At 52.2% G+C, this 22,050-nt stretch carries 21 protein-coding genes; 16 read left to right on the forward strand and 5 right to left on the reverse strand.

Translation table 11 applies throughout. The features are described 5' to 3' along the window. The first annotated feature begins 100 nt into the window (after positions 1-100). Positions 101-3,010, forward strand: a complete 2,910-nt coding sequence (gene glnE, locus IOQ59_RS00710) for a bifunctional [glutamate--ammonia ligase]-adenylyl-L-tyrosine phosphorylase/[glutamate--ammonia-ligase] adenylyltransferase (protein WP_193951329.1) — start codon at positions 101-103, stop codon at positions 3,008-3,010. 77 nt (positions 3,011-3,087) lie between these two features. On the opposite strand, the gene IOQ59_RS00715 is transcribed toward glnE, so the two are convergent. Next, complete coding sequence (locus tag IOQ59_RS00715) at positions 3,088-4,083, reverse strand: branched-chain amino acid aminotransferase (protein ID WP_193951330.1); 996 nt, start codon at positions 4,081-4,083, stop codon at positions 3,088-3,090. A 255-nt stretch (positions 4,084-4,338) separates the two neighbouring features. Here IOQ59_RS00715 and IOQ59_RS00720 point away from each other — a divergent pair, with 255 nt between their 5' ends. The 5 genes from IOQ59_RS00720 to IOQ59_RS00740 are packed head-to-tail and all read left to right on the forward strand — an operon-like array spanning position 4,339 to position 8,853. After that, positions 4,339-5,241 (forward strand): mitochondrial fission ELM1 family protein, encoded by a 903-nt coding sequence (locus IOQ59_RS00720; protein WP_193951331.1) that lies wholly within the window; start codon positions 4,339-4,341, stop codon positions 5,239-5,241. Beyond that, positions 5,238-6,338 carry a glycosyltransferase family 4 protein gene (locus IOQ59_RS00725; protein WP_193951332.1) on the forward strand — a complete coding sequence of 367 codons (1,101 nt, stop codon included), beginning with the start codon at positions 5,238-5,240 and terminating at the stop codon, positions 6,336-6,338. Before IOQ59_RS00720 ends, IOQ59_RS00725 begins: the two co-directional genes overlap by 4 nt. Further along, positions 6,335-7,339, forward strand: a complete 1,005-nt coding sequence (locus IOQ59_RS00730; RefSeq protein ID WP_193951333.1) for a glycosyltransferase — start codon at positions 6,335-6,337, stop codon at positions 7,337-7,339. Before IOQ59_RS00725 ends, IOQ59_RS00730 begins: the two co-directional genes overlap by 4 nt. Then, on the forward strand, positions 7,340-8,089 hold the full coding sequence (locus tag IOQ59_RS00735) for a polysaccharide deacetylase family protein (protein ID WP_193951334.1): 750 nt from the start codon (positions 7,340-7,342) through the stop codon (positions 8,087-8,089). Then, on the forward strand, positions 8,086-8,853 hold the full coding sequence (locus IOQ59_RS00740; protein ID WP_193951335.1) for a glycosyltransferase family 2 protein: 768 nt from the start codon (positions 8,086-8,088) through the stop codon (positions 8,851-8,853). Before IOQ59_RS00735 ends, IOQ59_RS00740 begins: the two co-directional genes overlap by 4 nt. Before the next feature lies 1 nt (position 8,854). On the opposite strand, the gene IOQ59_RS00745 is transcribed toward IOQ59_RS00740, so the two are convergent. Then, entirely contained in the window at positions 8,855-9,553 is a 699-nt protein-coding gene (locus IOQ59_RS00745) for an SGNH/GDSL hydrolase family protein (RefSeq protein ID WP_193951336.1), read from the reverse strand. 216 nt (positions 9,554-9,769) lie between these two features. Between IOQ59_RS00745 and IOQ59_RS00750 the strand changes: the two genes are divergently transcribed. After that, the gene (locus IOQ59_RS00750) at positions 9,770-11,038 is read left to right on the forward strand and encodes an O-antigen ligase family protein (protein WP_193951337.1); all 1,269 of its coding nucleotides are present in this window, start codon (positions 9,770-9,772) and stop codon (positions 11,036-11,038) included. On the opposite strand, the gene lpxL is transcribed toward IOQ59_RS00750, so the two are convergent. Further along, positions 11,035-12,069: an LpxL/LpxP family Kdo(2)-lipid IV(A) lauroyl/palmitoleoyl acyltransferase gene (gene lpxL / locus IOQ59_RS00755; protein WP_307726979.1), complete on the reverse strand. Its 1,035-nt coding sequence runs from the start codon at positions 12,067-12,069 to the stop codon at positions 11,035-11,037. The two genes, IOQ59_RS00750 and lpxL, sit on opposite strands and share 4 nt — an antisense overlap. A 9-nt stretch (positions 12,070-12,078) precedes the next feature. Between lpxL and msbA the strand changes: the two genes are divergently transcribed. After that, positions 12,079-13,842 (forward strand): lipid A export permease/ATP-binding protein MsbA, encoded by a 1,764-nt coding sequence (gene msbA, locus IOQ59_RS00760; protein WP_193951339.1) that lies wholly within the window; start codon positions 12,079-12,081, stop codon positions 13,840-13,842. Positions 13,843-13,866: 24 nt separating this feature from the next. Continuing rightward, positions 13,867-15,138 carry a lipid IV(A) 3-deoxy-D-manno-octulosonic acid transferase gene (gene waaA, locus IOQ59_RS00765; RefSeq protein WP_193951340.1) on the forward strand — a complete coding sequence of 424 codons (1,272 nt, stop codon included), beginning with the start codon at positions 13,867-13,869 and terminating at the stop codon, positions 15,136-15,138. Here the strand turns inward: waaA and cyaY are convergent. Further along, positions 15,122-15,445 (reverse strand): iron donor protein CyaY, encoded by a 324-nt coding sequence (gene cyaY / locus IOQ59_RS00770; RefSeq protein WP_193951341.1) that lies wholly within the window; start codon positions 15,443-15,445, stop codon positions 15,122-15,124. The genes waaA and cyaY overlap by 17 nt on opposite strands. Positions 15,446-15,614: 169 nt before the next feature. Between cyaY and lptM the strand changes: the two genes are divergently transcribed. From lptM to IOQ59_RS00800, 6 genes are read left to right on the forward strand one after another with little or no spacing between them, the layout of a single operon-like run. Beyond that, the gene (gene lptM / locus IOQ59_RS00775; RefSeq protein WP_193951342.1) at positions 15,615-15,734 is read left to right on the forward strand and encodes an LPS translocon maturation chaperone LptM; all 120 of its coding nucleotides are present in this window, start codon (positions 15,615-15,617) and stop codon (positions 15,732-15,734) included. An 11-nt stretch (positions 15,735-15,745) separates the two neighbouring features. After that, on the forward strand, positions 15,746-17,005 hold the full coding sequence (lysA, locus tag IOQ59_RS00780) for a diaminopimelate decarboxylase (protein ID WP_193951343.1): 1,260 nt from the start codon (positions 15,746-15,748) through the stop codon (positions 17,003-17,005). Between the two features lie 10 nt (positions 17,006-17,015). After that, positions 17,016-17,846 carry a diaminopimelate epimerase gene (gene dapF, locus IOQ59_RS00785; protein ID WP_193951344.1) on the forward strand — a complete coding sequence of 277 codons (831 nt, stop codon included), beginning with the start codon at positions 17,016-17,018 and terminating at the stop codon, positions 17,844-17,846. After that, the gene (locus tag IOQ59_RS00790) at positions 17,843-18,541 is read left to right on the forward strand and encodes a DUF484 family protein (protein ID WP_193951345.1); all 699 of its coding nucleotides are present in this window, start codon (positions 17,843-17,845) and stop codon (positions 18,539-18,541) included. Before dapF ends, IOQ59_RS00790 begins: the two co-directional genes overlap by 4 nt. 27 nt (positions 18,542-18,568) lie before the next feature. Continuing rightward, positions 18,569-19,474: a tyrosine recombinase XerC gene (gene xerC, locus IOQ59_RS00795; protein ID WP_193951346.1), complete on the forward strand. Its 906-nt coding sequence runs from the start codon at positions 18,569-18,571 to the stop codon at positions 19,472-19,474. Continuing rightward, positions 19,467-20,186, forward strand: coding sequence for an HAD family hydrolase (locus IOQ59_RS00800; RefSeq protein WP_193951347.1), 720 nt, complete (start codon positions 19,467-19,469; stop codon positions 20,184-20,186). The genes xerC and IOQ59_RS00800 overlap by 8 nt, the downstream gene beginning before the upstream one ends. Positions 20,187-20,225: 39 nt before the next feature. Here IOQ59_RS00800 and IOQ59_RS00805 read toward each other — a convergent pair whose 3' ends face one another. Beyond that, complete coding sequence (locus IOQ59_RS00805; RefSeq protein ID WP_193951348.1) at positions 20,226-21,002, reverse strand: helix-turn-helix domain-containing protein; 777 nt, start codon at positions 21,000-21,002, stop codon at positions 20,226-20,228. 113 nt (positions 21,003-21,115) lie between these two features. Here IOQ59_RS00805 and IOQ59_RS00810 point away from each other — a divergent pair, with 113 nt between their 5' ends. After that, entirely contained in the window at positions 21,116-22,030 is a 915-nt protein-coding gene (locus IOQ59_RS00810; protein ID WP_193951349.1) for an SMP-30/gluconolactonase/LRE family protein, read from the forward strand. Positions 22,031-22,050: the final 20 nt, after the last annotated feature.

Consider the following 22,050-nt stretch of genomic DNA (forward strand, 5'->3'; position numbering starts at 1 on the left):
GGCGAGCATTTGGGTTGTATCGCCTGCCGGTACAGCTGAACTCGCCGGGCTTTGATCTGATATGGCCCGGTTTGGACTCTTTTGGGAGAGCAAACGGACCATGTACACAGCGCTAACCGATACGGTAACCGACTCACTACACCCCCTGCTGGAGCAAAACTGGCAGCGTTTCGAAGAAAAGCTTAACGCAGTAGAAGGGGTATCCCCCGAACTTTTGACTGAGCTGACGCGTGTGAGCGTAGGCAGTGATTTTGTATCTGAGCAACTCAGTCGCTCTCCCGTCCTGTTACAGGACCTGCTCACCAGCGGTGACTTGCACCGCAGTTACGAGCCTGACTATTACGCAACTGCGCTGACACAGCGTCTTTCCGGCATTGATGCCGAAAACGATCTGCATCGTGAGTTACGTTTGTTCCGTAACCGCGAACAGGTACGCATTATCTGGCGTGACCTGACCCGCCGGGCCGATATGCGCGAAACCACCCGTGACCTGTCTTTGATGGCAGACGCTTGTATCGATGGTGCGCTGAACTGGTTATATGACTCGGCATGTGAACGCTGGGGCACACCCTATGGTATCGGTGAGAGCGGTGAAAAAGAGCAACAGCGCCTGGTTGTGATGGGTATGGGTAAGCTGGGCGCGAATGAGCTGAACCTGAGCTCCGATATCGATCTGATCTTCTCATTCCCGGAAAACGGCCAGACGGATGGCGAGAAAAAGTGTCTGGAGAATCAGGACTTCTTTATCCGCGTAGGCAAAAAACTGATTCAGGCGCTGGATAATATGACCGTGGATGGTTTTGTATTCCGTGTTGATATGCGTTTGCGTCCGTTTGGGTCGGCGTCTCCGCTGGCAGCCAGCTTTGATGCGATGGAGATGTACTATCAGGAGCAGGGGCGTGACTGGGAACGCTACGCCATGATTAAGGCGCGTATCGTTGCCGGTGACAAACAGGCTGGTGCTCAGTTGATGCAGCGCTTGCGTCCTTTTGTTTATCGCAAATATATCGATTTCAGTGCGTTTGAGTCTCTGCGTGAAATGAAGGAGATGATCAACCGCGAAGTGCGTCGTAAAGGGCGGGAGCAAAATGTAAAACTCGGCTCCGGTGGTATTCGCGAAGTTGAGTTTATCGCACAGGCGTTCCAGCTGATCCGCGGTGGTCGTGATAGCCGTCTGCAGCAACGTGAACTCTGTAACATCCTGCCTCTGTTACCTGATTCCGTTGGTATGCCGCAGGAGGCGGTCGATGACCTGCTAAACGCCTATGAATTCCTGCGTAATGCCGAGCACGCGATTCAGGCAGTGGCGGACAGGCAGACACAGGAACTGCCAATGGATGACAAGGAGCAGCTGCGTCTGGCGTACAGCATGGGTTTTGAGCAGTGGGATGCGTTCTATGATCAGCTGGAAGCTCATCGTGCCAATGTGCGCCGTCATTTTGCGGATGTTATTGCGCCTGCCGAAGAGCAGGAGGAAGGACAGACGGAAAATGCCGCAGAGGAGTGGCTGGAGCTGTGGGACGGCGCGCTGAATCAGGAACAAGGCATTATCTTCCTTGCAGAAAAAGGCTATGACGACGCTGAGGCCGCCTATAAGCAGCTGGTGGATCTGTATCGGTCACGCACCGTGCAAATGCTGCAGCAGATTGGCATGGAACGTCTGAGAGCGGTGTTGCCAACGTTACTGGCAGAGGTGTCGCGTACCGACAATGCGACAGAAACTTTGTCGCGTGTCCTGACATTGGTGAGCGCGGTCCTGCGCCGGTCTGCCTATCTGGTGTTGCTGGCGGAAAATCCGGGCGCGCTGAAGCAGTTGGTCCGTCTGTGCTCAGCCAGTGAGTGGTTCTCGGAAAAGCTGGCGAAACAGCCGATTCTGTTGGATGAGCTGATCGATCAGCGGACGCTGTACACGCCGCCGGATAAAGGTCAGATCAGCAATGAATTGCGTCAGCAGTTGTTGCGTATCCCGGAAGAAGATACCGAGCAGTTGATGGAAGCGCTGCGTTACTTCAAGAATGCGGTGACTCTGCGTGTGGCGGCTTCTGAGATCACCGGCGCGCTGCCACTGATGAAAGTCAGCGATTACCTGACCTGGACCGCTGAGGCTGTGTTGAACGTGGTGCTGGAGATCGCCTGGCGTAATCTGTCTGAAAAGCATGGCGTGCCGATGAAATCTCCCGGTGTGCCTTGTGATCCGAACTTCATCGTCGTGGGTTACGGAAAAGTCGGAGGGATTGAGTTGTCCTACGGCTCGGATCTGGATTTGGTGTTTGTTCACAATGCAGATCCTAACCTGTTCACCGATGGTGACAAACAGATCGCGAACTCCGTGTTTTTTACCCGTCTGGGGCAGCGCATCATTCACATTCTGAACACCTTTACCCCGTCCGGTCAGTTGTACGAAGTGGATATGCGTTTACGTCCGTCCGGTAACTCCGGCCTGCTGGTCAGCTCGTTGAAGGCGTTCACGGAGTATCAGAAGAAAGAAGCATGGACCTGGGAGCATCAGGCGTTGGTGCGAGCCCGTGTGGTCGCCGGAGACCCAACGTTACAGCGCGAATTTGAAGCGGTGCGTGCCGAGATTCTGGAATCGCAGCGTGAAAGTGGCGCACTGAAAACAGAAGTGGTTGAGATGCGTCAGAAGATGCGCGATCACTTGGGTAGCAAGAATACGCAGAATACCGAAAAGCCAGTGTTCCATCTGAAGCAGGATCGCGGTGGGATTGTGGATATCGAGTTTATGACGCAATTCAATGTGCTGGCCTATGCCCATGAGCATCCTTCGCTGACGGAGTTCACCGACAATATCCGTATCCTTGAAGGCGTTGAAGCCTGTGGATTGATGTCTGCGGATGAGGCTGAGAGCCTGCGGGAGGCTTACATCAGTTTCCGCTCAGTTGGGCACAGCCTGACGTTACAGGGGCGTTCCAGTGAGATTGCAGATGATGAGCTGCGTGAGAGTCGTGATCTGGTGGCAACCAGTTGGGACAAGATGATGCTGGACGCGTAATGCGTCACCCAGCGGAATAAGCAAACAAAAAAGCCAGACTTGATGTCTGGCTTTTTTACACGTGGATTAAGCAGTGATCAAACGCTGGTCAGCCAGCCGTATGGATCTTCCGCTTCACCCCACTGAATGGCGTTCAGTGCGGTACGCAGTTTCACGGTGGTTTCACCGATACCACCGTTACCTACATCCAGCTCCTGACCTTGGTAGATCAATGTGCCAACCGGAGCCAGTACCGCAGCAGTGCCAGACAGAGCTGCTTCACAGCCTGGCTTCGCCGCACGCTCCATCAGTTCCTCCACGGACAGTTCACGTTCCTGTACGTCCATGCCCATGTCGCGGGCGATGGTTAGGATCGAGTCGCGGGTCACACCGTGCAGGAAGCTTTCATCCAGCGACTTGGTGATCAGTTCATTGCCGTCGATCAGCAAGAAGTTGGCTGCGCCGGTTTCCTGAACGTCGCCATTTGGACAGAACAGAACCTGATCGGCCTGCACTTCCGCACGAGCGTGCATGATTGGCTGCAGTGCAGCGGCGTAGTTGCCACCACTTTTTACCATGCCCATATGCGGTGGGCAGCGCATGTTCTGATCTTCAATCAGCAAGCGCAGGGCTTTATCACCACCGGCAAAGTAGTCGCCAACCGGTGATAGCAAAATGTACTGACAAGAGGTCAGCGATGGAACGGCAGCCTTACCGATGGCCGGTTCCGTACCGATGTGCGTCGGACGGATGTACATGGAACCCGGAGGTGCCGGTACTTCGTCAGCAAAGCGTGCAACGATGTCGCGGATCATTTGCGAAGTGGTTTCTTTATTCAGTTCTGGCAGACCCAGCAGCTGAGAACTCTGCGCAAAACGATCGATGTTCTTATCCATGCGGAAGATCTTCACCGAGCCGTCTTTGTGGCGGAATGCTTTCAGGCCTTCAAAGCAGGTGCTGGAATAGTGCAGCACATGGGCACCCGGGTGTACCTGGATGCTATCGCTGGCGACGACTTCAGTCGCGCTCCAGTCAGAACCATCAAACCAGGAGATTGCCATTTCAGGCATGAACACGGAACCAAATGCTGTCATGTGAAGCGTCCTACAAAAGCGGTTAGGTGAAAACGCCCCGATGGATTGGGGCGGCTGAAACTGAGCGGAGTACGCCCAAGGATGTTGATTTTAAGCATCTGAGCCAAAAATGGAATTCCCAGATGCACAAAAACATTGCGTCCAGACGGATTACTGTGTGTTTAGCGGTGATTTTAGTATTATTGCGGCATATTAATTGATTACAGCCGCCATGCGGTTGTCCCTTTCCGTCGTATTTTACCAAGCAGGTCCGCCGTGACACAGATCTGGATCATCAGTGATGACAAACCGGGACACTTAAATCAGAGTCTCGGGCTGGCGGAAGCGCTACAGCGTCTTGAGCCTTCGATGACGGTGGAAACAAAACCCGTGCTGTCTAAATCGCAGGCATTTAAAACACTGTGTTTTGGTGTGCGTGACACCCAATCGGACCCACTGCCTGATGTGATTATCGGTGCCGGGCATCGTACCCATTTGACCTTGCTGGCGTATAAACGCGCCACGGGTGCACGGGCGGTATTGATGATGAAACCTTCGCTGCCAACCAATTGGTTTGATCTGTGCCTGATCCCTCGCCACGATGAGCCCACGCCCAAACCTAATATTGAGTTGACCGACGGTGCGCTCAATCGGATGCAACCTCTGGCGACCCGTTCAGCGGACGCGGTTCAGGGAATGGTATTGATTGGCGGACCCTCAAAGCACTTTGGCTGGGATGATCAGTCGATCATTGATCAATTGGCTGCGATTGTGGGCGGTGACAAGCCTTGGTTGCTCACCACCTCACGCCGAACGCCCAATTCTTTTTTGTCACAACTGCGTGCTGCAGATCTGCCCAATCTAAACATTGTACCGTTTGAAGAGACGGGGCCCGGCTGGTTAGGTGAACATCTGCCAAATGCCGAACAATGCTGGGTGAGTGGTGACAGTGTTTCGATGGTATTTGAGGCGCTGACTGCGGGATGTGCGGTGGGGATTCTGGATGTGCCGCAACAGAGCAGCAATCGAATTACCCGCGGTTTGCAGCTGTTGATCGATGATCAAAAAGTTACACCGTTCAGTCGCTGGCAGCAGAGTAATGCGCTGCCCAGTCCTGATAGTCCGTTTAATGAAGCTGCACGCTGTGCTGATCTGGTTCGCAAGAGGTTGTTGTCATGAAAGTTGTACAGTTATTACCAGATCTGGATGGTGGCGGTGTTGAACGTGGCACATTGGAAGTGGCAGAAGAGCTGATCAGGCGAGGTCATGAATCTGTGGTGATCTCTGCGGGCGGCGGTATGGTGAAACAGCTGGAAGCCGAAGGTACCCGTCATGTCAGCTGGGACTTGGGCAAAAAATCGCTCTGGACCTTTCGTCACGTTTGGGCGTTACGTCGCTGGTTGAAACAGGAAAAACCGGACATTCTGCACGTTCGTTCCCGTTTGCCCGCCTGGGTCGCCTGGTTTGCCTGGCGTGGCATGAACACATCAGAGCGTCCACATCTGGTCACAACGGTGCATGGTTTGTATTCGGTGTCTCGTTACAGCGGCATCATGTGCCGGGGCGAGCGGGTCATCGCCGTTTCAAAAACGGTTGAGGCCTATATTCGCGACAATTATCCACAGACGGATATGGCGAATGTGCGTCTGGTGTACCGGGGGATCGATCCGCAGGAATTTCCGTTGGGTTATGAGGCATCTGCCGAATGGTTGGCGCAGTGGCAACAGGATTTTCCTCAGCTGGTGGGTAAAAAAGTCATCACACTGGCCGGACGTCTGACCCGTCTCAAGGGTCACAACGATATGATCGATATGATCAAAGCCCTGTTATCGCAAGGAGTGCCGGTGCATGCGCTGATCGTAGGTGGTGAAGATGCAAAGCGTAAAGCCTATGCGCAGGAACTCTATCAGCGAGTGAAAGATGAAGGCTTAGGTGAGCACATTACCTTTACCGGTGCGCGTTCCGACATTCGTGATATCTACTCGGTGTCTGATCTGGTGTTGTCGTTATCGACCAAACCGGAATCTTTTGGTCGTACCGTTGCTGAAGCGATTGGTCAGGGCATCCCGGTGGTAGGGTATGACCACGGAGGGGTTGGAGAGATTCTCGCGGCGCTTTATCCACAGGGTAAAACGCCGATGAAGGATGTGCCTCAGCTGGTGCAGACCGTATCCGATGTATTGGCATCAGGTGTGCGCCCGAAAGGTAACCCGGAGTTTCTCAAAACCACTATGTTGGATAAAACCTTGTCCGTGTATGAGGAACTGTGTCCGTGAAGGTGCTGATGTTTATTGCGTCCAGTCTGGATGGTGGTGCTGAGAAAGTAGTGGCTGATCTCAGTAATACACTGGCCTTACAGAATGTTGATGTGGTCGTCGCTGCGTTTAAGGACAGTGTGTGGCTCAAGCGGCTGTCTGATCGGGTTAAGGTGCATGAACTCACGAGTAGTGAGGAATGGTACGATCCCCGACTGTACCTGCAGTTGCGCAGGATTGTTGCCGATGAACAGCCGGATATCGTGCATTCCAATGGCGCCAAAGCGTCTAAAATCATCCTGCGCGTGTCCCGGCTGATTGCACTGACGCAGGTCGCAACGAAACACAATTCGCGCAAAGGTAAGATTTTCAATCGGTTAGCCAATGTTACAGCGGTCTCCGGCATGGTGGCCGACTCTATCAGTCATCCCGCCACAGTGATCTACAACGGTGTGCAGCGCGATCCTGCACTGCAACCGGCGATCCCTGATGGCGAGTTTTCCATTCTGGCGGTGGGGCGACTGGATCCGATTAAACGCTTTGATTGGTTAATCCGGGAAGTGGCGGATTCGGAGATCGACTGCTCACTGGATATCGTGGGTGAAGGGCCCCAGCGCGCGGAGTTGGAAGCGTTAATCGATGAACTAGGTGTTGAAAGCCGGGTGCGGTTGCTGGGGCAGCAATCGGATGTGGCGCAAAGGATGATGCAGAAACATCTGGTGGTCATCGCATCGCGCAGTGAGGGCTTTAGTCTGGTGATGGTGGAGGCGCTGTTTTATGCAAATCTGTTTATCTCAACTGAAGTTGGAGCTGCACCGGAGCTTCTACCGGATGAACTGCTGATCAAGGATGTACAGTTGAGTGATAAACTTGCTCAGGTTGTAGCGGAATACCCGGCCTTGTCCGGTCAGTATCGGTCCTTTGCTGAAGATCAGGCGCGCCGATTTGAGATGCCAACGGTGGCTGCTGAGTATGTTGAATACTATCGTTCGCGGATTACCGGACAGGAGAGTCGTCATTAAATGTTAATCGTCATTGCTGTTATCGCGTTATTGCTTGTATCGCTCTATGTTTCAGCGCATTACAACTGGTGGCGTCCCCGTGTGGATACATCCTGTCCGAGAGTCCTGATGTATCACAGCATCAACGAATCCGCCGAGGGCATTTCACCGGATTTAGTGGTTCATCCGGAGATGTTTGAAAAACAGCTGCAATACCTGAAACAGCAGGGGTATCAGTTCCGTACGATTACGGAGTTGCTGGATACTCAGCCAGACGGGAAAAACGTTGTACTGACCTTTGACGATGGCTTTCGTGATAACTACACGCAGATGTTTCCGTTGCTGAAAAAATATCAGGCAAAAGCAACGATCTATCTGGCCCCGGAAATAGACGGTATTGAACGTCTGGATCAATCACAAATTCACGAGATGCGAGATTCTGGCTTGATCGAGTTTGGGGCTCATACCATGCACCATATCAATCTCGATAAAGCGGAACCGGAGATTGCGGCCGAAGAAATCAGCCAATCCAAAGCGGTCGTCGAAGCGCTGACCGGTGAGGCCTGTCATGCGTTTGCGTATCCGTTCGGACGTTATAACGATAGCAATGTTGAACAAGTCCAGCAGGTGGGTATGCGCAGTGCTGTCACGGTGAAAAAGGGGATCGAACAGATCTCTGATCCTTTTCGTATCAAGCGTATCTCTGTGTTGGGAAGTACCAACGCGCTTCAGTTCCATCTAGCCATAACCCGGGGTCGTTACCGCGTATGATCAGCGTATATCTGGTAGTCAAAAACGAAGAACATAATATTGAGCGTGTGCTGGATAGCGTGCGGGATTTTGACGATATTGTGGTGGTAGATAGCGGCAGTACCGACCGTACTATGGAACTTGCAGGCAAGTACACGGATCGCCTGTTTGCGCGTGACTGGACCGGCATGGCGGAGCAGAAAGAGTACGCTAAAAGCCTCTGCAAGCATGACTGGGTGCTCAATCTGGACGCGGATGAAGAACTGACGGATGTGTTACGTGCACAGATCTTTGAGGTTGTAGAGCAGCCTGATCTGTCTGGTGCCAATATCCCGATCCAGGAGCACTTTATCGGTCAAGCGGTTCATCAGAAAACTAAGCAAAATCGCCATATCCGCTTGTTCCGTCAAAGTCAGGGGGCGTACGGAAAAGAGCGTTTTCACGAGAGCCCTGTCGTAAAGGGCAAGATTGTTGAGCTGGACGGCGCCATCAATCACTACGGTGAAGTGTCCGTTGAAGTAAAGGTTGATAAGGTCAACCGCTACTCATCGGGTAAAGCGATGGATAAGTTCGAAAAAGGTAAGCGCAGCAGTTTGCCGAAACTGCTATTGGTGATGCCGGTGACCTTCCTCAAATCTTACTTTCTGCGCCGCAACTGTTACAACGGCCGCCGTGGATTTATTGGCAGTATGATCAATGCGTTTTATGCGTTTTTGAAAGAAGCCAAATTATATGAGTTGGAACTGCTTGCGCGGGATGAGCAAAAGCAGGACTCGTCCAAATAATCTAGCTGGGCGTGTGATCTATCTGCTGCTTGACGAGTGGCTCAAGCGCGAGTGCGACGTGCTGACAAGCCGGTTTTGACAGGTGGACTGCATCGTCGAACATCTCATCACGGGGTGATGCGGCAATGCTCAGCGTTGTGTCAAGATATAGGCCGTTATCGGCCTTGGCCACAGTCTTAAGAATGTCGTTGTACTCATCGAGTAGTCGATTTCTCTGTTCGTCGTCCGTGGGGGCGGCTCCCCAGAGCACCACTTTAAGCTGTGGGTTTCTCTGCCTGAGTACTTCAATTGTCTGCTCAATATTCTGTTGAAACTCTTTTTTACGTACGACCGGTCCGGTTGGTATCCAGTGTTTTAAAAGCGGATGCCGCAAGCGCTTTTTAAGTGACTTAAGGATTTTTCGGGTTCTGCGTTTCAGCTTATTGTCAGGGTAGTAACTGATATAAAACATCGGGATGGTGGTGATCCAGGCATCAACTAAGCCGAAGCTCAGTAGCAGGACATCTGCGGGTGTTGAATGAGCCTTGGCTTTGGCCAGCCCTTCTCTGGATGAGTTCATGGCATCGCCGAGATTGTCCAGAGAGCAGTTGATGCCGTCAGCGGCGAGTCGTTTTACGAGCGCTTTGGGAACGTTAGTATCAGGAGTTTTGCCACTGCTGTTGCAGTCTCCAATGGCGAGTAAGCGAAGGGTAGAGGGCATCGTTGTAAGAGCCTGCTTATTGCGACCAGTTCAATATATCTGAAACGAAAGCGTATTTGAGTATAAGTCGTATGGTTAAGTTTAGATATGCGAGCGCATCAGGCAATTTGTAAGGTGGGGAGTTTTACCAGATAATTCGCCCGCTAAGCAACCAATATCATGGATGAGCCCATCACGGGCCCTGATTGAACAAGAGATTTAGAGAGCTGACTTTCGATGATGGTATCTGCGGATAGATTAGGATTACCGAAGCGTTTTATTGAACAGTGGCCTCTTTGGTTAGTGGTCTCCGTTGTAGCACTACAACCCGTCGGACGTTTGCCTGAAGTACCACTCCTGGTGATGGCGTTGTTTGGATTAAAAGACCTTGTTCATGGTCGACAGGCGCTTTTTTCCAATCTTGGCTTTCGCTTATTCTCCCTGTTGTTCCTCTGTTTTTGGGTTCCTGCACTGGTTTCATTGCCGGATGCGGTTAACCTTGAAAAAGGACTATCGTCGACCTTCGGCATGTTGCGGTTTTATCTGGCAGGCATCTTTATCATCCACCGGTTAGATACGCTGGCGACTCATCGTCTGTTGTCGATGGCTGTGGCGGCTATTCTGGCCTTCTGGGCGTTGGACGGCATTGTTGAGTTGCTACTGGGGCACGATCTCTTTGGTCTGAGCAGCGGGTCTTCTCTCTATATCACGGGTATTTACGGCGACAATAAACGTCTCGGATATGCTCTGGTGGCTTTTCTGGGCGTGGCGCTGGCTGCAATCGTCAGTAATAAACAGCTCCTTTTGGGCGTGTTTTTCTCGATGTTGATGGCCTTTGTGATCTTTATCAGTGGTACACGGATGGCCTGGCTGGCATTGGCATGGTTTGTATTGATTGCGGCGATAGTGCTTTGGTACGCCGGATATCGACCGAATCGAAAATACCTGGCAGGTGCCTTGGTTATGCTGCTGCTTGTCGGTGCAGTGGGGTCACAAACACCGTCCGTGAAACAGAAAGTTTCTGCATCATTAGCCGCTTTTAATGGCAGCTCTTTGGATACCGCCTCGTCTGGCCGGATCAGCATATGGCAGACATCGGTCGATATGTTTTCCGACAATTGGATTAATGGTGTTGGCGTAAGGGGCTTCCGATATGCCTATGCCGATTACTCCCAGCCTGACGACATGTTTATCCATGGAGAAGAGCAGAAGATCGGTGCATTTCATCCGCACCAGATCGTACTGGAGATGATGGCCGAGATGGGTGTGATTGGTGTCACCGGTTTATTGGGCGCAGTGTTTATCATGATCTACCTACTGAAAGTGCTTGCTGCCCATACGCACCGCTTCAGTTTCCTCTATGCCGTGGGTATCGCAACATTATTGATGCCGCTGGGTACCCATCTTTCCATGTACTCATCCTATTGGGCGAGCTTATTCTGGTTTCTAGCGGCACTGCTGTTTGCTGCGGTTAGAGCTGAGGGTATTGGTCCTAATAAAGCTTAGCGTTTAGCGTACAAATGACTCTTTTCTGAATCGGGCTGAGTCTTAAAGCGCCGGTGTACCCACATATACTGGGTGGGAAACTGACGGATAGCCTGTTCCAGTCCCTGATTGACCAAGTTAGTATCGGCGGCTTCGTCGGAGGTTGGAAAAGGCTCTAACGCGGGTGAAATGGTTAATTTGTAGCCTTCGCCATTTGGCAGCCGGTGTTGGCCAAAGATCATCACCTTCGCTTTTCCAAGTCTGGCGAGCTTGGATGTCGCGGGTACGGTTGCTGCTGGCATACCGAAGAAGCGGACGAATATCGACTGTTTTGGCCCCATATCCTGATCCGGTGCAAACCAGACTATATTGCCCTGCCGCAACTGCTTCACGATTGCACGGCTGTTTTCGTTGTCGAGCATCTGCTCCACAAAGCGTGAACGGCCCTGGCAGATAAAACGGTCAAACAGCGGGTTGTTATGGGGTCGGTAAACCGTACTGAAGTTTAATTTCTGGCCCAGTAGAAAACCGCCCAGATCCAGCGTTGAATAATGCGCACCGGTGAGCAGAATGCCGTGTCCTTCCTGCTGGGCTTTCTCAATATGCTCCAGACCCTCAATGATCACTTTATCCTTAAAACGATCAGGCGAAGACCACCATGCCATTGAGGTCTCAAACATGCCGATGGCGTTGTTTTCGAAGACCTCAACCGCCATCTGTTTGCGCTCTTCTTCCGACTTTTCTGGGAAGCAGAGCTTGAGATTAACCTCAACGATATGACGGCGTTTGCTGATCAGGCGGTATAGCATTTTGCCTAGAAAACGGCCAAGAGTGTATTGTGCCGCCATGGGCAACAGGGAGATAAGGCGTAAAGCCATCAGTCCCAGCCATGTCGGCCAGAAGCGCGGTGATAAGAATGGCATCAGTATCGGATCAGTGCTTATGCTGTTTGAGTCGGACCATTGTACTCGTTCGCCAGTGGCAGGGACAATGGGAAGTGCTGTAAAGCACGGGGTGAATAGCGTTATACTCGCGTCTGAATTTATATACATATGTGACCTATGTCTGACCCTCAGAGCCCCGCATCCGAATCCTCCTGGCGTGTCTATCTCCGCCTGCTGAGCTATGTAAAAGTTTATTGGTTTGCCTTTGTTGTCAGTATCGTTGGCTTCAGCCTGTATGCCGCCACGCAAGCGGGTTTCGCCAAATGGCTGGAGTATGTGGTTGATAGCGTCAGTGAGGGCGACCTGGACCAGCGTACCTGGCTTGCAGTAGCCGTTGTTGGCTTGTTCTTTGTGCGTGGTATCGGCAGTTTCTTAGGCTTATACAGCATTGCGTATGCTGCACGACACGTGGTCAACAAACTACGAATCGATCTGTTCAATCATATGCTGCTGTTACCGAGCAGCTTTTTTCAGAGTAAATCTTCAGGGCAGCTGTTGGCCCGTTTTACCTATAACGTGGAGCAGGTAACAGATTCGGTGACGATCGCTTTGCGCCTGTTGTTGCGTGAAGGCCTGACGGTCATCGGGTTGTTTGGATATCTGCTCTATCTCAACTGGCGTCTGACCCTGATTTTTCTGGTGATCATGCCGTTGATTGCCTGGGTAGTCAGCCTTGCCGCAAAACGTTTTAAGAAGATCAGTACCCATATTCAACAGAGTGTTGGGGATGTGGCTCACGTCGCGACCGAGGTGTTTCAGGGCATCGATGTGGTGCGGGTCTTTGGAGCGACGCCCAAGGAAAAAGAGCGTTTTCGACAGGCCAGTGAAAATAACCGCCGCCAGTTTATGAAGCTGATCGTAACCGATGCGGTGAGCACGCCACTGGTACAGTTGATTGTCGCGTCAGCGCTGGCGTTTCTGGTGTATGTGGCAATGCACCCGTCCTTGATGGAATCGATGACTGCGGGGCAGTTTATCTCCTTCATCACCGCCGCCGGCATGATTGCCAAGCCGTTGCGCCAGCTAACAGAAGTGAACAGCATTGTTCAGAAGGGTGTCGCTGCGGCGGAAAGCTTGTTTGCGATTTTGGATCAGGAAAAAGAAAAGGACAGTGGGGTTGAAACGCTGCAATCGGTTGAACGGGGAGTCTCACTGGTCGATGTAGATTTTTCTTATAACGGACGGGATGAGTCTGTACTGAAACAGATTAACCTGCAGGTTAATGTGGGCGAATCTATCGCATTTGTAGGACGCTCTGGTAGCGGTAAATCGACGCTGGTGAGCCTGCTGCCACGATTTAATGAGCCGACTCAGGGCCAGATCCTGATCGACGATACCCCTTTGCATGAGTACAACCTGGAGTCTCTGCGCAAGCAGATCTCGATCGTGAACCAGAGTGTGGTGCTGTTTGATGGCACGATCGCTGAAAATATCGCTTACGGTGCGCTTGCCGAGTGCACTGAAGAACAAATTCGACAAGCAGCAGAAGCGGCTCATGTAGTCGAGTTTACGGACAAATTGCCAGCCGGTCTGGATACGGTGATCGGTTCGGATGGCATCAGCTTGTCGGGTGGACAACGTCAGCGAGTCGCGATTGCCCGGGCATTATTGAAAGATGCACCGATCCTGATTCTGGATGAAGCAACCTCAGCGCTGGATTCGGAATCTGAGCGCCATATTCAGGATGCCATGCACAATGTGATGCGTGGCCGTACGACCTTTGTTATCGCCCACCGTCTGTCCACAATTGAAGATGTGGACCGTATTGTGGTGTTGGATCAGGGTGTTATCGCTGAAGTGGGCAGTCATGATGAGCTGTTGGCTCAGAACGGTATCTACGCGCAACTGCACGCTTTACAGTATCAGCGTGCTGGCGAATAGAGACCACAACGGGGATTCATATTGATGGCACGTTGGTTCTATTCACTGGTTTGGTATCTGGCGCTGCCGTTGGTTTTATTGCGGCTGAAAAGACGGGCCAGACAGGCACCAGCCTATGGAGAACGGGTTGCGGAGCGCTTTGGTGATGTCTCTGCCCGTGATGATCGTCCACTCTGGATTCATGCGGTGTCGGTGGGTGAAACCGTCGCCATTGCCCCGCTCGTGACATTGTTGCTGGAGCGGGAGCCGGATCTGCCTATCTTAATTACCACCATGACACCCACCGGTGCAGAACGGGTCCGTTCCTTGTTTCCGGAGCGGGTTCAGCATCTTTACTGTCCCTACGATCTGCCGCATGCGTTAGCGCGTTTCCTTAAACGGATTAAACCCCGTGCATTGATTGTGGTGGAAACCGAACTCTGGCCCAACATGGTTGCGGCCTGTAAGCGGCGAAAGGTCCCGGTATTGCTGGCCAATGCCCGTCTGTCTGCCCGGTCTGCCAAGGGGTACGCGAAATTTTCAGCCCTGACACGCCCGATGTTGAACAATCTGTCGCTAGTGGTGGCTCAGAATCAGACCGATGGTGCTCGCTTTGTTTCGTTGGGCCTGCCCAATCAGAATCTGGTCGTGACGGGCAGTGTGAAATTCGATATTTCCGTGCCGGATCAGGCCCGGATAGACGCGGAAGTACTTAAACGTCAGTGGGGTAGTGAGCGTCCGGTGCTGGTTGCCGGAAGCACCCATGATGGAGAAGAAACAAAATTGCTGGATCTGCTGAGTCAGTTGCAGAAAAAGATACCTGATCTGCTGTTGGTGCTAGTGCCGCGTCACCCGGAACGGTTTGAAGCGGTGAATCAGCTGGCTAAAGAACGTGGCATGAATGTCTGTCGGCGCAGTGAGTCTCAACCTACTGCTGATACTCAGGTGTATCTGGGCGATACGATGGGTGATCTGCTGATGTTGTACGCCACGGCGGATTTGGCCTTTGTCGGCGGTAGTCTGATTGAACGTGGTGGGCATAATCCACTGGAACCGGCCGCACTCGCGAAGCCTGTGATTATGGGTGAACACGTGTTTAATTTTGCCGTGATCTGCGAAGCGTTAGCGCAAGCGGGCGGGCTGCTTCAGGTGGATTCAGATGCGGCACTTGAACAGCAGTGCCTGAGTGTATTGAAAGATCCGCAAAAGGCAGCGCAACTGGGTTCAGCGGCCGCTGCCTTTGTACAGGAAAATCAGGGTGCACTGGAACGACTCTACCAACAAGTCGAGTCGGTGTGCCTTAAAGATCGAAGTTAAAGTCTTCGCCCGCCTGATCTTTGAATGTCTGCTGTAAGAAGCCTGAAAGTGGCGTCTGATCGCTATCGCGTACCCAAGTATTTAAGGCCGCGTCAAAGTCGAAGTGGAAGCCGCCAGTCTTGGTTGCCAGCCACAGCTGCTTCACCGGAGCCTGACGGGTAAAGATGATCTGGCTACGATTCTCGCAGATCACGGTTAATACACCGCCGGTGTTTTCATAATCCAGATCAGTTTCCGCCTCATCCAGCATCTCTTCGATGGTTTCCAGAGTGGCATCAACCTTGTCATTAAATTCGCTTTCGGTCACTGGGTGGCTCCACAGGTTATCCAGATATTTGATGGCGCAGTATATCCGACTTCCCGGCTGTACTCATCATTCCCGCTGAAGGGTATAATCGACCGATTAACTAACCCTGGCTCCCTGTTTTCAGGCAAATTTTGCCTGTTTTGAACAGGAAGCTGAGCTGGCTGTGGAAATGACCGTGAAAAAGATTGGATTTGCATTCTTCGTAAGCGTGATGTTACTGGCGGGTTGTGGGCAGAAAGGCCCACTGTATTTGCCAGAAGAAGGTTCACAACAGACACAGCAGAAATAACGAGACAGTAGATGGACAGCTTTGAATACCGTAATGGCCGCCTGCACTGCGAAGAAGTGCCGGTCGCCCGTATTGCCGAAGAACTGGGAACCCCGGTTTATATCTATTCCCGTGATGCACTGGAGCGTGCTTACCAGAGCTACGCTGAAGCGTTGGTCGGGCGTGATGCATTGGTATGTTATGCCGTAAAGGCAAACTCAAATATCGGTGTATTGAACGTTTTGGCCCGTATGGGTGCTGGCTTTGATATCGTCTCTTTGGGCGAACTTGAGCGTGCGCTGAAAGCGGGCGGTTCTGCCGACAAAATCGTCTTTTCGGGTGTCGGCAAAAAGCCTGAAGAGATTGCCCGTGCGCTGGAAGTGGGTATTCACTGCTTTAATGTCGAGTCTGAAGCTGAACTGGGCCGTATTAACGCCGTGGCTGCAGAGATGGGCAAAGTTGCGCCAATCTCCCTGCGTGTGAATCCGGATGTTGATGCGGGCACTCATCCGTATATTTCCACCGGTCTGAAAGAGAACAAGTTCGGAGTCGATATCGACGAAGCCGTACGTATCTACAAAGCGGCCGATGCGCTGGAAAACCTCAATGTGATCGGTATGGACTGCCATATCGGTAGCCAGCTGACCGAAATTGATCCGTTTCTGGATGCTCTGGATCGCCTGTTGGTGCAGGTGGATCGTCTGGCAGAAGAAGGGATTCATATCCGTCATCTGGATCTGGGTGGTGGTTTGGGTGTGTGTTACACCGACGAACAGCCGCCGCAGCCGCAGGAATACATCGCGGCGATCCTGGAGCGTCTGGGTGATCGCAAACTGGGGCTGATCTTTGAGCCGGGACGATCCATAGCGGCTAATGCCGGTATTCTGGTGACGGAGGTTGAGTTTCTGAAACCGACCGGTAACAAGAACTTTGCCATCATCGATGCGGCGATGAACGATCTGATCCGCCCTTCTTTGTACAGTGCATACCAGGAGATTATTCCGGTCACTGTGCGTGAAGACGGTGAGACCAAGCCTTGGGATCTGGTGGGTCCTGTGTGCGAAACGGGTGATTTTCTGGGTAAAGATCGCGAGTTGAATATCGAAGCCGGTGATCTGCTGGCAGTCTGCTCCGCGGGTGCCTACGGTTTCACGATGGCCTCCAACTACAATACACGTCCGCGTGCGGCTGAGGTGATGGTTGATGACAATCAGTTCCATCAGATCCGTAAGCGTGAATCGATTGCCGACCTGATGCACGGTGAAAAACTGATCCCGCGCGATCATCGTTAAGGGGGCTGTCATGTTGGTACGTTTTACCAAAATGCACGGTCTGGGAAATGATTTTGTGGTGCTGGATCTGGTGACTCAGCGTATCAAACTCAACCCGAATATCGTCCGCAAACTGGGTGATCGTAATTTCGGTATAGGGTTTGATCAGCTGCTGATTGTTGAGCCACCGACAACGCCGGATGTGGATTTCCGCTACCGTATTTACAACTCGGATGGTTCCGAAGTCGAGAATTGCGGCAACGGAGCACGTTGTTTTGCCAAGTTTGTGCGTGATAAACGTCTGACGGGCAAAGATGAGATTGCGGTGGAAACGGCCAATGGCCGTGCTGTGCTGAAAATCCGTGAAGACCGTCAGGTCGAAGTGGATATGGGCGCGCCGCGTCTGAATCCAGCGGATGTGCCGTTTGAAGCGGATGCTGCTGCGGCAACTTATCCTATCGAGGTGGATGGCGAAACCTACGAGATCTCTGCGGTCTCGATGGGGAATCCGCACGGTGTGTTGGTGGTGGATGATGTTGATACTGCGCCGGTTGAAGTCCTCGGCCCTCAACTGGAGCCGCACGCACGTTTCCCACAGAAAGCGAATATTGGCTTTATGCAGGTTGTCTCTCGCAACGAAATTCGCTTACGTGTTTACGAACGCGGTGCGGGTGAAACCAAAGCCTGTGGCACCGGTGCATGTGCCGCTGTCGTGGCGGGTATTCAGCGTGGCTTGCTGGATAGCACGGTTAAAGCGCAGCTGACCGGGGGCGAGCTGGAGATCAGCTGGACCGGTGGTAATGCGCCGGTGATCATGACCGGACCTGCGACGACCGTATTTGAAGGACAGATCTTTCTATGAGTGAAGAGGCTGCAGTAGAGATGAGTAATTCAGTCAGCGAAGCAGATGTAGCCGAGTTTCTGGCGCATAACCCGGATTTCTTTAGCCAACATACCGACCTTTTGGCGAAATTGAACGTACCTCACGAAAGTGGGCGGGCAATTTCGCTGGTGGAGCGACAGACCTCTTTGTTGCGCGAAAAAAATCAGCAACTCAATGAGCATTTGTCTGATCTGATTGAGACGGCACGTTATAACGATCTAAAGTTCGAAAAGACTGAACGAATGGTATTGGCGTTGCTGGATTGTATGACGCTGGATGAGATTGGCATTGTGATAAAAGAGAGTCTGTGCGAAGACTTTCATGGTGATGCATCGACGCTGCTTTTGTTTAGCCAGGACGATCTCAATGTGAATGATCTGCGTGTCGTGGATCCGCGCCAGCTCGGTCCGATCACCCCGTTGGTGGACAGTAACCTGCCGAGCTGCGGGCAACTGAGCCGGGAACAGAATGCGTTTATCTTTGATGAGATGGCGATCCGCGTGCAGTCTGCTGCGGTTGTCCCACTGGTTAAAGGTGAATCTCTGGGTTTGCTGGCTATTGGTAGCTTCGAAGCCGGTTACTTCCACAGCGGTCAGGGAACGGTGTTTCTGAGTTATGTCGGCGAAGTGTTGAGTCGCGTCTTGTCTCGCGTGTTACACCAGCTCGATCAGTAAATACAATCCACACGCAGGAGAGCACGGATGACAAACGCAGAAAGCCATTGGCTGGATGAGTTTTTTCGTTATCTGGCCACAGAGCGGCAGCTCTCCGCTCATACCCTGAAAAATTACCAGCGTGATCTGGACGCGCTGCACGCCTTTATGGCCGAGAGTCATATTGATGCCTGGAGCGCACTGGATGCAAATCACGTGCGCCAGTTTGCAGCGCGCCAGCATCGCAAAGGCCTGTCAGGTTCCAGTATCCAGCGAGCCTTATCGGCGGCGCGCACATTCTACAAATTCCTCGCTCGAGAGCAGTGGGTCGAACACAACCCTGCACTCGGCGTTCAAGCGCCTAAATCTCCCCGTAAATTACCGCAAACACTGGATGTGGATCAGATCAGCGGCTTACTGGATATTCCGGTAAACGATCCCTTGTCGGCACGTGACAAAGCGATGATGGAACTGATCTACTCGTCAGGGTTACGTGTGTCTGAATTGGTCAGTCTGGATCTGAGCGATCTGGATTTTCACGATGCGTCACTGGTGGTGACCGGTAAAGGCCAGAAAAGCCGGATGTTACCGATTGGCGGCAAAGCGCTGACCGCGATTGATCGCTGGCTGAAATACCGGGATCAGATTACGCCTTATACGCAAACGGCACTGTTTGTCAGCAACCGGGGCAACCGTATCAGCGTGCGCAGTGTCGAACAACGTATGGAGTATTGGGGTAAACGTCTTGGCGTTGAGGGGCAAGTGTACCCGCACCGATTAAGGCATAGTTTTGCCAGTCATATGCTGGAATCCAGTGGTGACTTGAGGGCGGTGCAGGAGTTGCTGGGACATTCTGACATCTCCACCACCCAGATCTATACTCATTTAGACTTTCAGCATTTGATGGATGTGTATGAGAAAGCACATCCACGGGCCCGTAAAAAAGATGATTAAATGTATAACGTTCGACCTCGATGACACCCTCTGGGCGGTAAATCCCGTGGTAGATCAGGCTAACCATACGTTGTTGGAATGGTTACAACAGAATGCTGCCGCGTTTACGCAAACCCATAGCCTGAGCGATTTCCCGCGCCTGCGACGGGAGGTATTGGAGCGCCACCCTGAGATTACCCACAGTGTGACTCAGATTCGTCTGAAAATGCTGGAGCATGGCTTACGTCTGGCCGGATATTCTAACGAAGAGACTGAAACCCTGACATTGCAGGCTTTTGAGGTTTTCTACGAAGCCCGTCAGCAGGTGACATTTTTCGAACATGCACTGGCGATGCTAAAAAATCTGCATCAGAACGGTTATGCACTGGGTGCGCTGAGCAACGGAAACGCAAATATCCACAAGGTGGGTTTGGGCGATCTGTTTGATTTTCAGTTCAGTGCTGATCAGGTGGGTCAGGAAAAGCCACATCCCTTAATGTTTGAACAGATGCTGCATCATGTCAGCCTGCGCCCTGAGCAGGTTATCCACATTGGCGATAATCCGGCGCATGATATTGAAGGCGCCAACAACGTAGGCTTATGGTCAATCTGGGTGAATTTGGATGGTAAATCCGATCATGTGGCCGCGACCCGCACGGTCACTTGTCTGAGTGACATCCCCGCAGCAGTAGCAGAGATCGAAGCACTGGCGAAGACGCGAGTGACGATCTAATTCCGACCGTTAATGCCTCATGTTGGTGACATTCCACGGCTACCCTTGACGCGATAAGCGGTGACTGAACTTCGGTACTGAGAAGTACCGTTTGAGGTCAAAGGGGGCCATGGCGGTCACCAGCTTATAGGGTTGCAACTGATCTGCGGGGTAATGCAGCTGATCTAATGTGGCTTGTTTCTGAAAGTTCTCATACAACGCATCCACATCGTCCTGGAGCTGTTTAATGCTCTGCGGGCTGAGCAGTCGGCTGGTGGAGTAGAAGGGATATTTGTGTTTGCTCTGTTTGTCCATCGTCTCCTGAATGAAGTCCCGGTTTACCCGCACTAGCATCGGATGTAGTGGCCCGTCTAGGCGCCATCGAATGGGGCGTTGAACGAGCAAATGGACCCGATTGTCTTTGCCTATCCGGATCAGCTCCAGCTCCTCCAGCGCGCGCAGGTATTGGTAGCTATCAATCTCATCTAACCGGTTCTGACGGACGATCTCTTTTGGATCAAAGTGGCTGATCAGCAGGATAAAGAACGAGAACAGGGCCGGATCGTTGGCCAGCTTGCGTTCAGTCTCCATCGGTAGAAGTGAGTGCGGCGTGGCACTGGAACGATTGATCTCCGCCAGCTCCGAAAAGCTCAGACCGATCTGGTCGCAGATCTCCATTAACCGACTGAGTTTACAGTCCTGCTCCTGAAACATCCGCTTCACTGTGGGTTCGGACATACCAATCATCTCAGCCAGCTGTTTGTACTGAATCCCCTGAGCCTTGAGGATCTGTTTGAGTGTAACAAACAGACTGGAGCGTTGACGCTGGCTTTCCATGGTTTCATCCCTTAGTGCGGTGAAGGTATCGTAAAATGATGCTCGTATTAAAAATAATTGAGCTTCTGGATCAGAATAATAACCTTACTCCAAATTAATAAAAGGAGTTTCTCATGTTCCAGTACACACAGAATGTCGTGCATTCGGTAAAGCGTTTGGCTCAGAGCGCATTGATCGCAGGCGGTGTCGCGCTTGTTTCTTCTCCGTTGATGGCCGCTACCGCGGAGAATCGACTGGGTACCGAACAGTGGAGTATTGAAAACCTGGATCAGCCCGAATCGGTGGTGATTGAGCATCAGACCGGACGGGTGTTTATCAGCAATATTAATGGTCAGCCGATGGCATTAAACGGAAAAGGCTATATCAGTCTGGCGGATCAGAACGGAAACTTGCTGAAGAAACAGTGGGCCAAAGGGATGGATGCACCCAAGGGTATGGCGATTGCCGGAAGCTATCTGTACGTGGCAGATATGCAGCGTGTTCATATCGTCGACCTGAAAACCGGTGAGACCGTGAAGCAGCTAACTGCGGCGAACGCCAAGATGCTGAACGATGTGACTGCCGCCCCGGATGGCACGGTGTACATCTCTGATATGGCGGGGGGTGGTATCTATCGTATTCAGAATGACACGTTAGAGTTGTGGTTCAGTTCTGATCAGCTGCCCCATCCGAACGGTGTGTTATGGCATCAGGACTCGCTGCTAGTGGCGGGTTGGGGGATATCTATGCACAGCGATTTTACGACCGATCAACCCGGCACGCTGTATCAAATGGATATTAACACCCCCGCGTTAAAAGCTGTTCCCACCGGATATCAGCTGGGCAATCTTGACGGTGTTGTTGCGATCAACGATGCACTTTACGTTAGCGACTGGATCAGCGGTGAGCTGTTTGTGCTGGAGGGTAAAGAGCGTCGTAAAGTGCTGAGTCCCGGTGCCGGATTAGCGGATATTGGCGTGTCGGGTAACACCTTATACGCCCCCATGATGATGGATAACCGGGTTGTGGCCTGGCAGGTGGTTCAGTAACTCCGTTTATCCTCAGTGAC

This window comes from Pontibacterium sinense, from assembly GCF_015209595.1.
Classification (GTDB): Bacteria; Pseudomonadota; Gammaproteobacteria; order Pseudomonadales; family Balneatricaceae; genus Pontibacterium; species Pontibacterium sinense.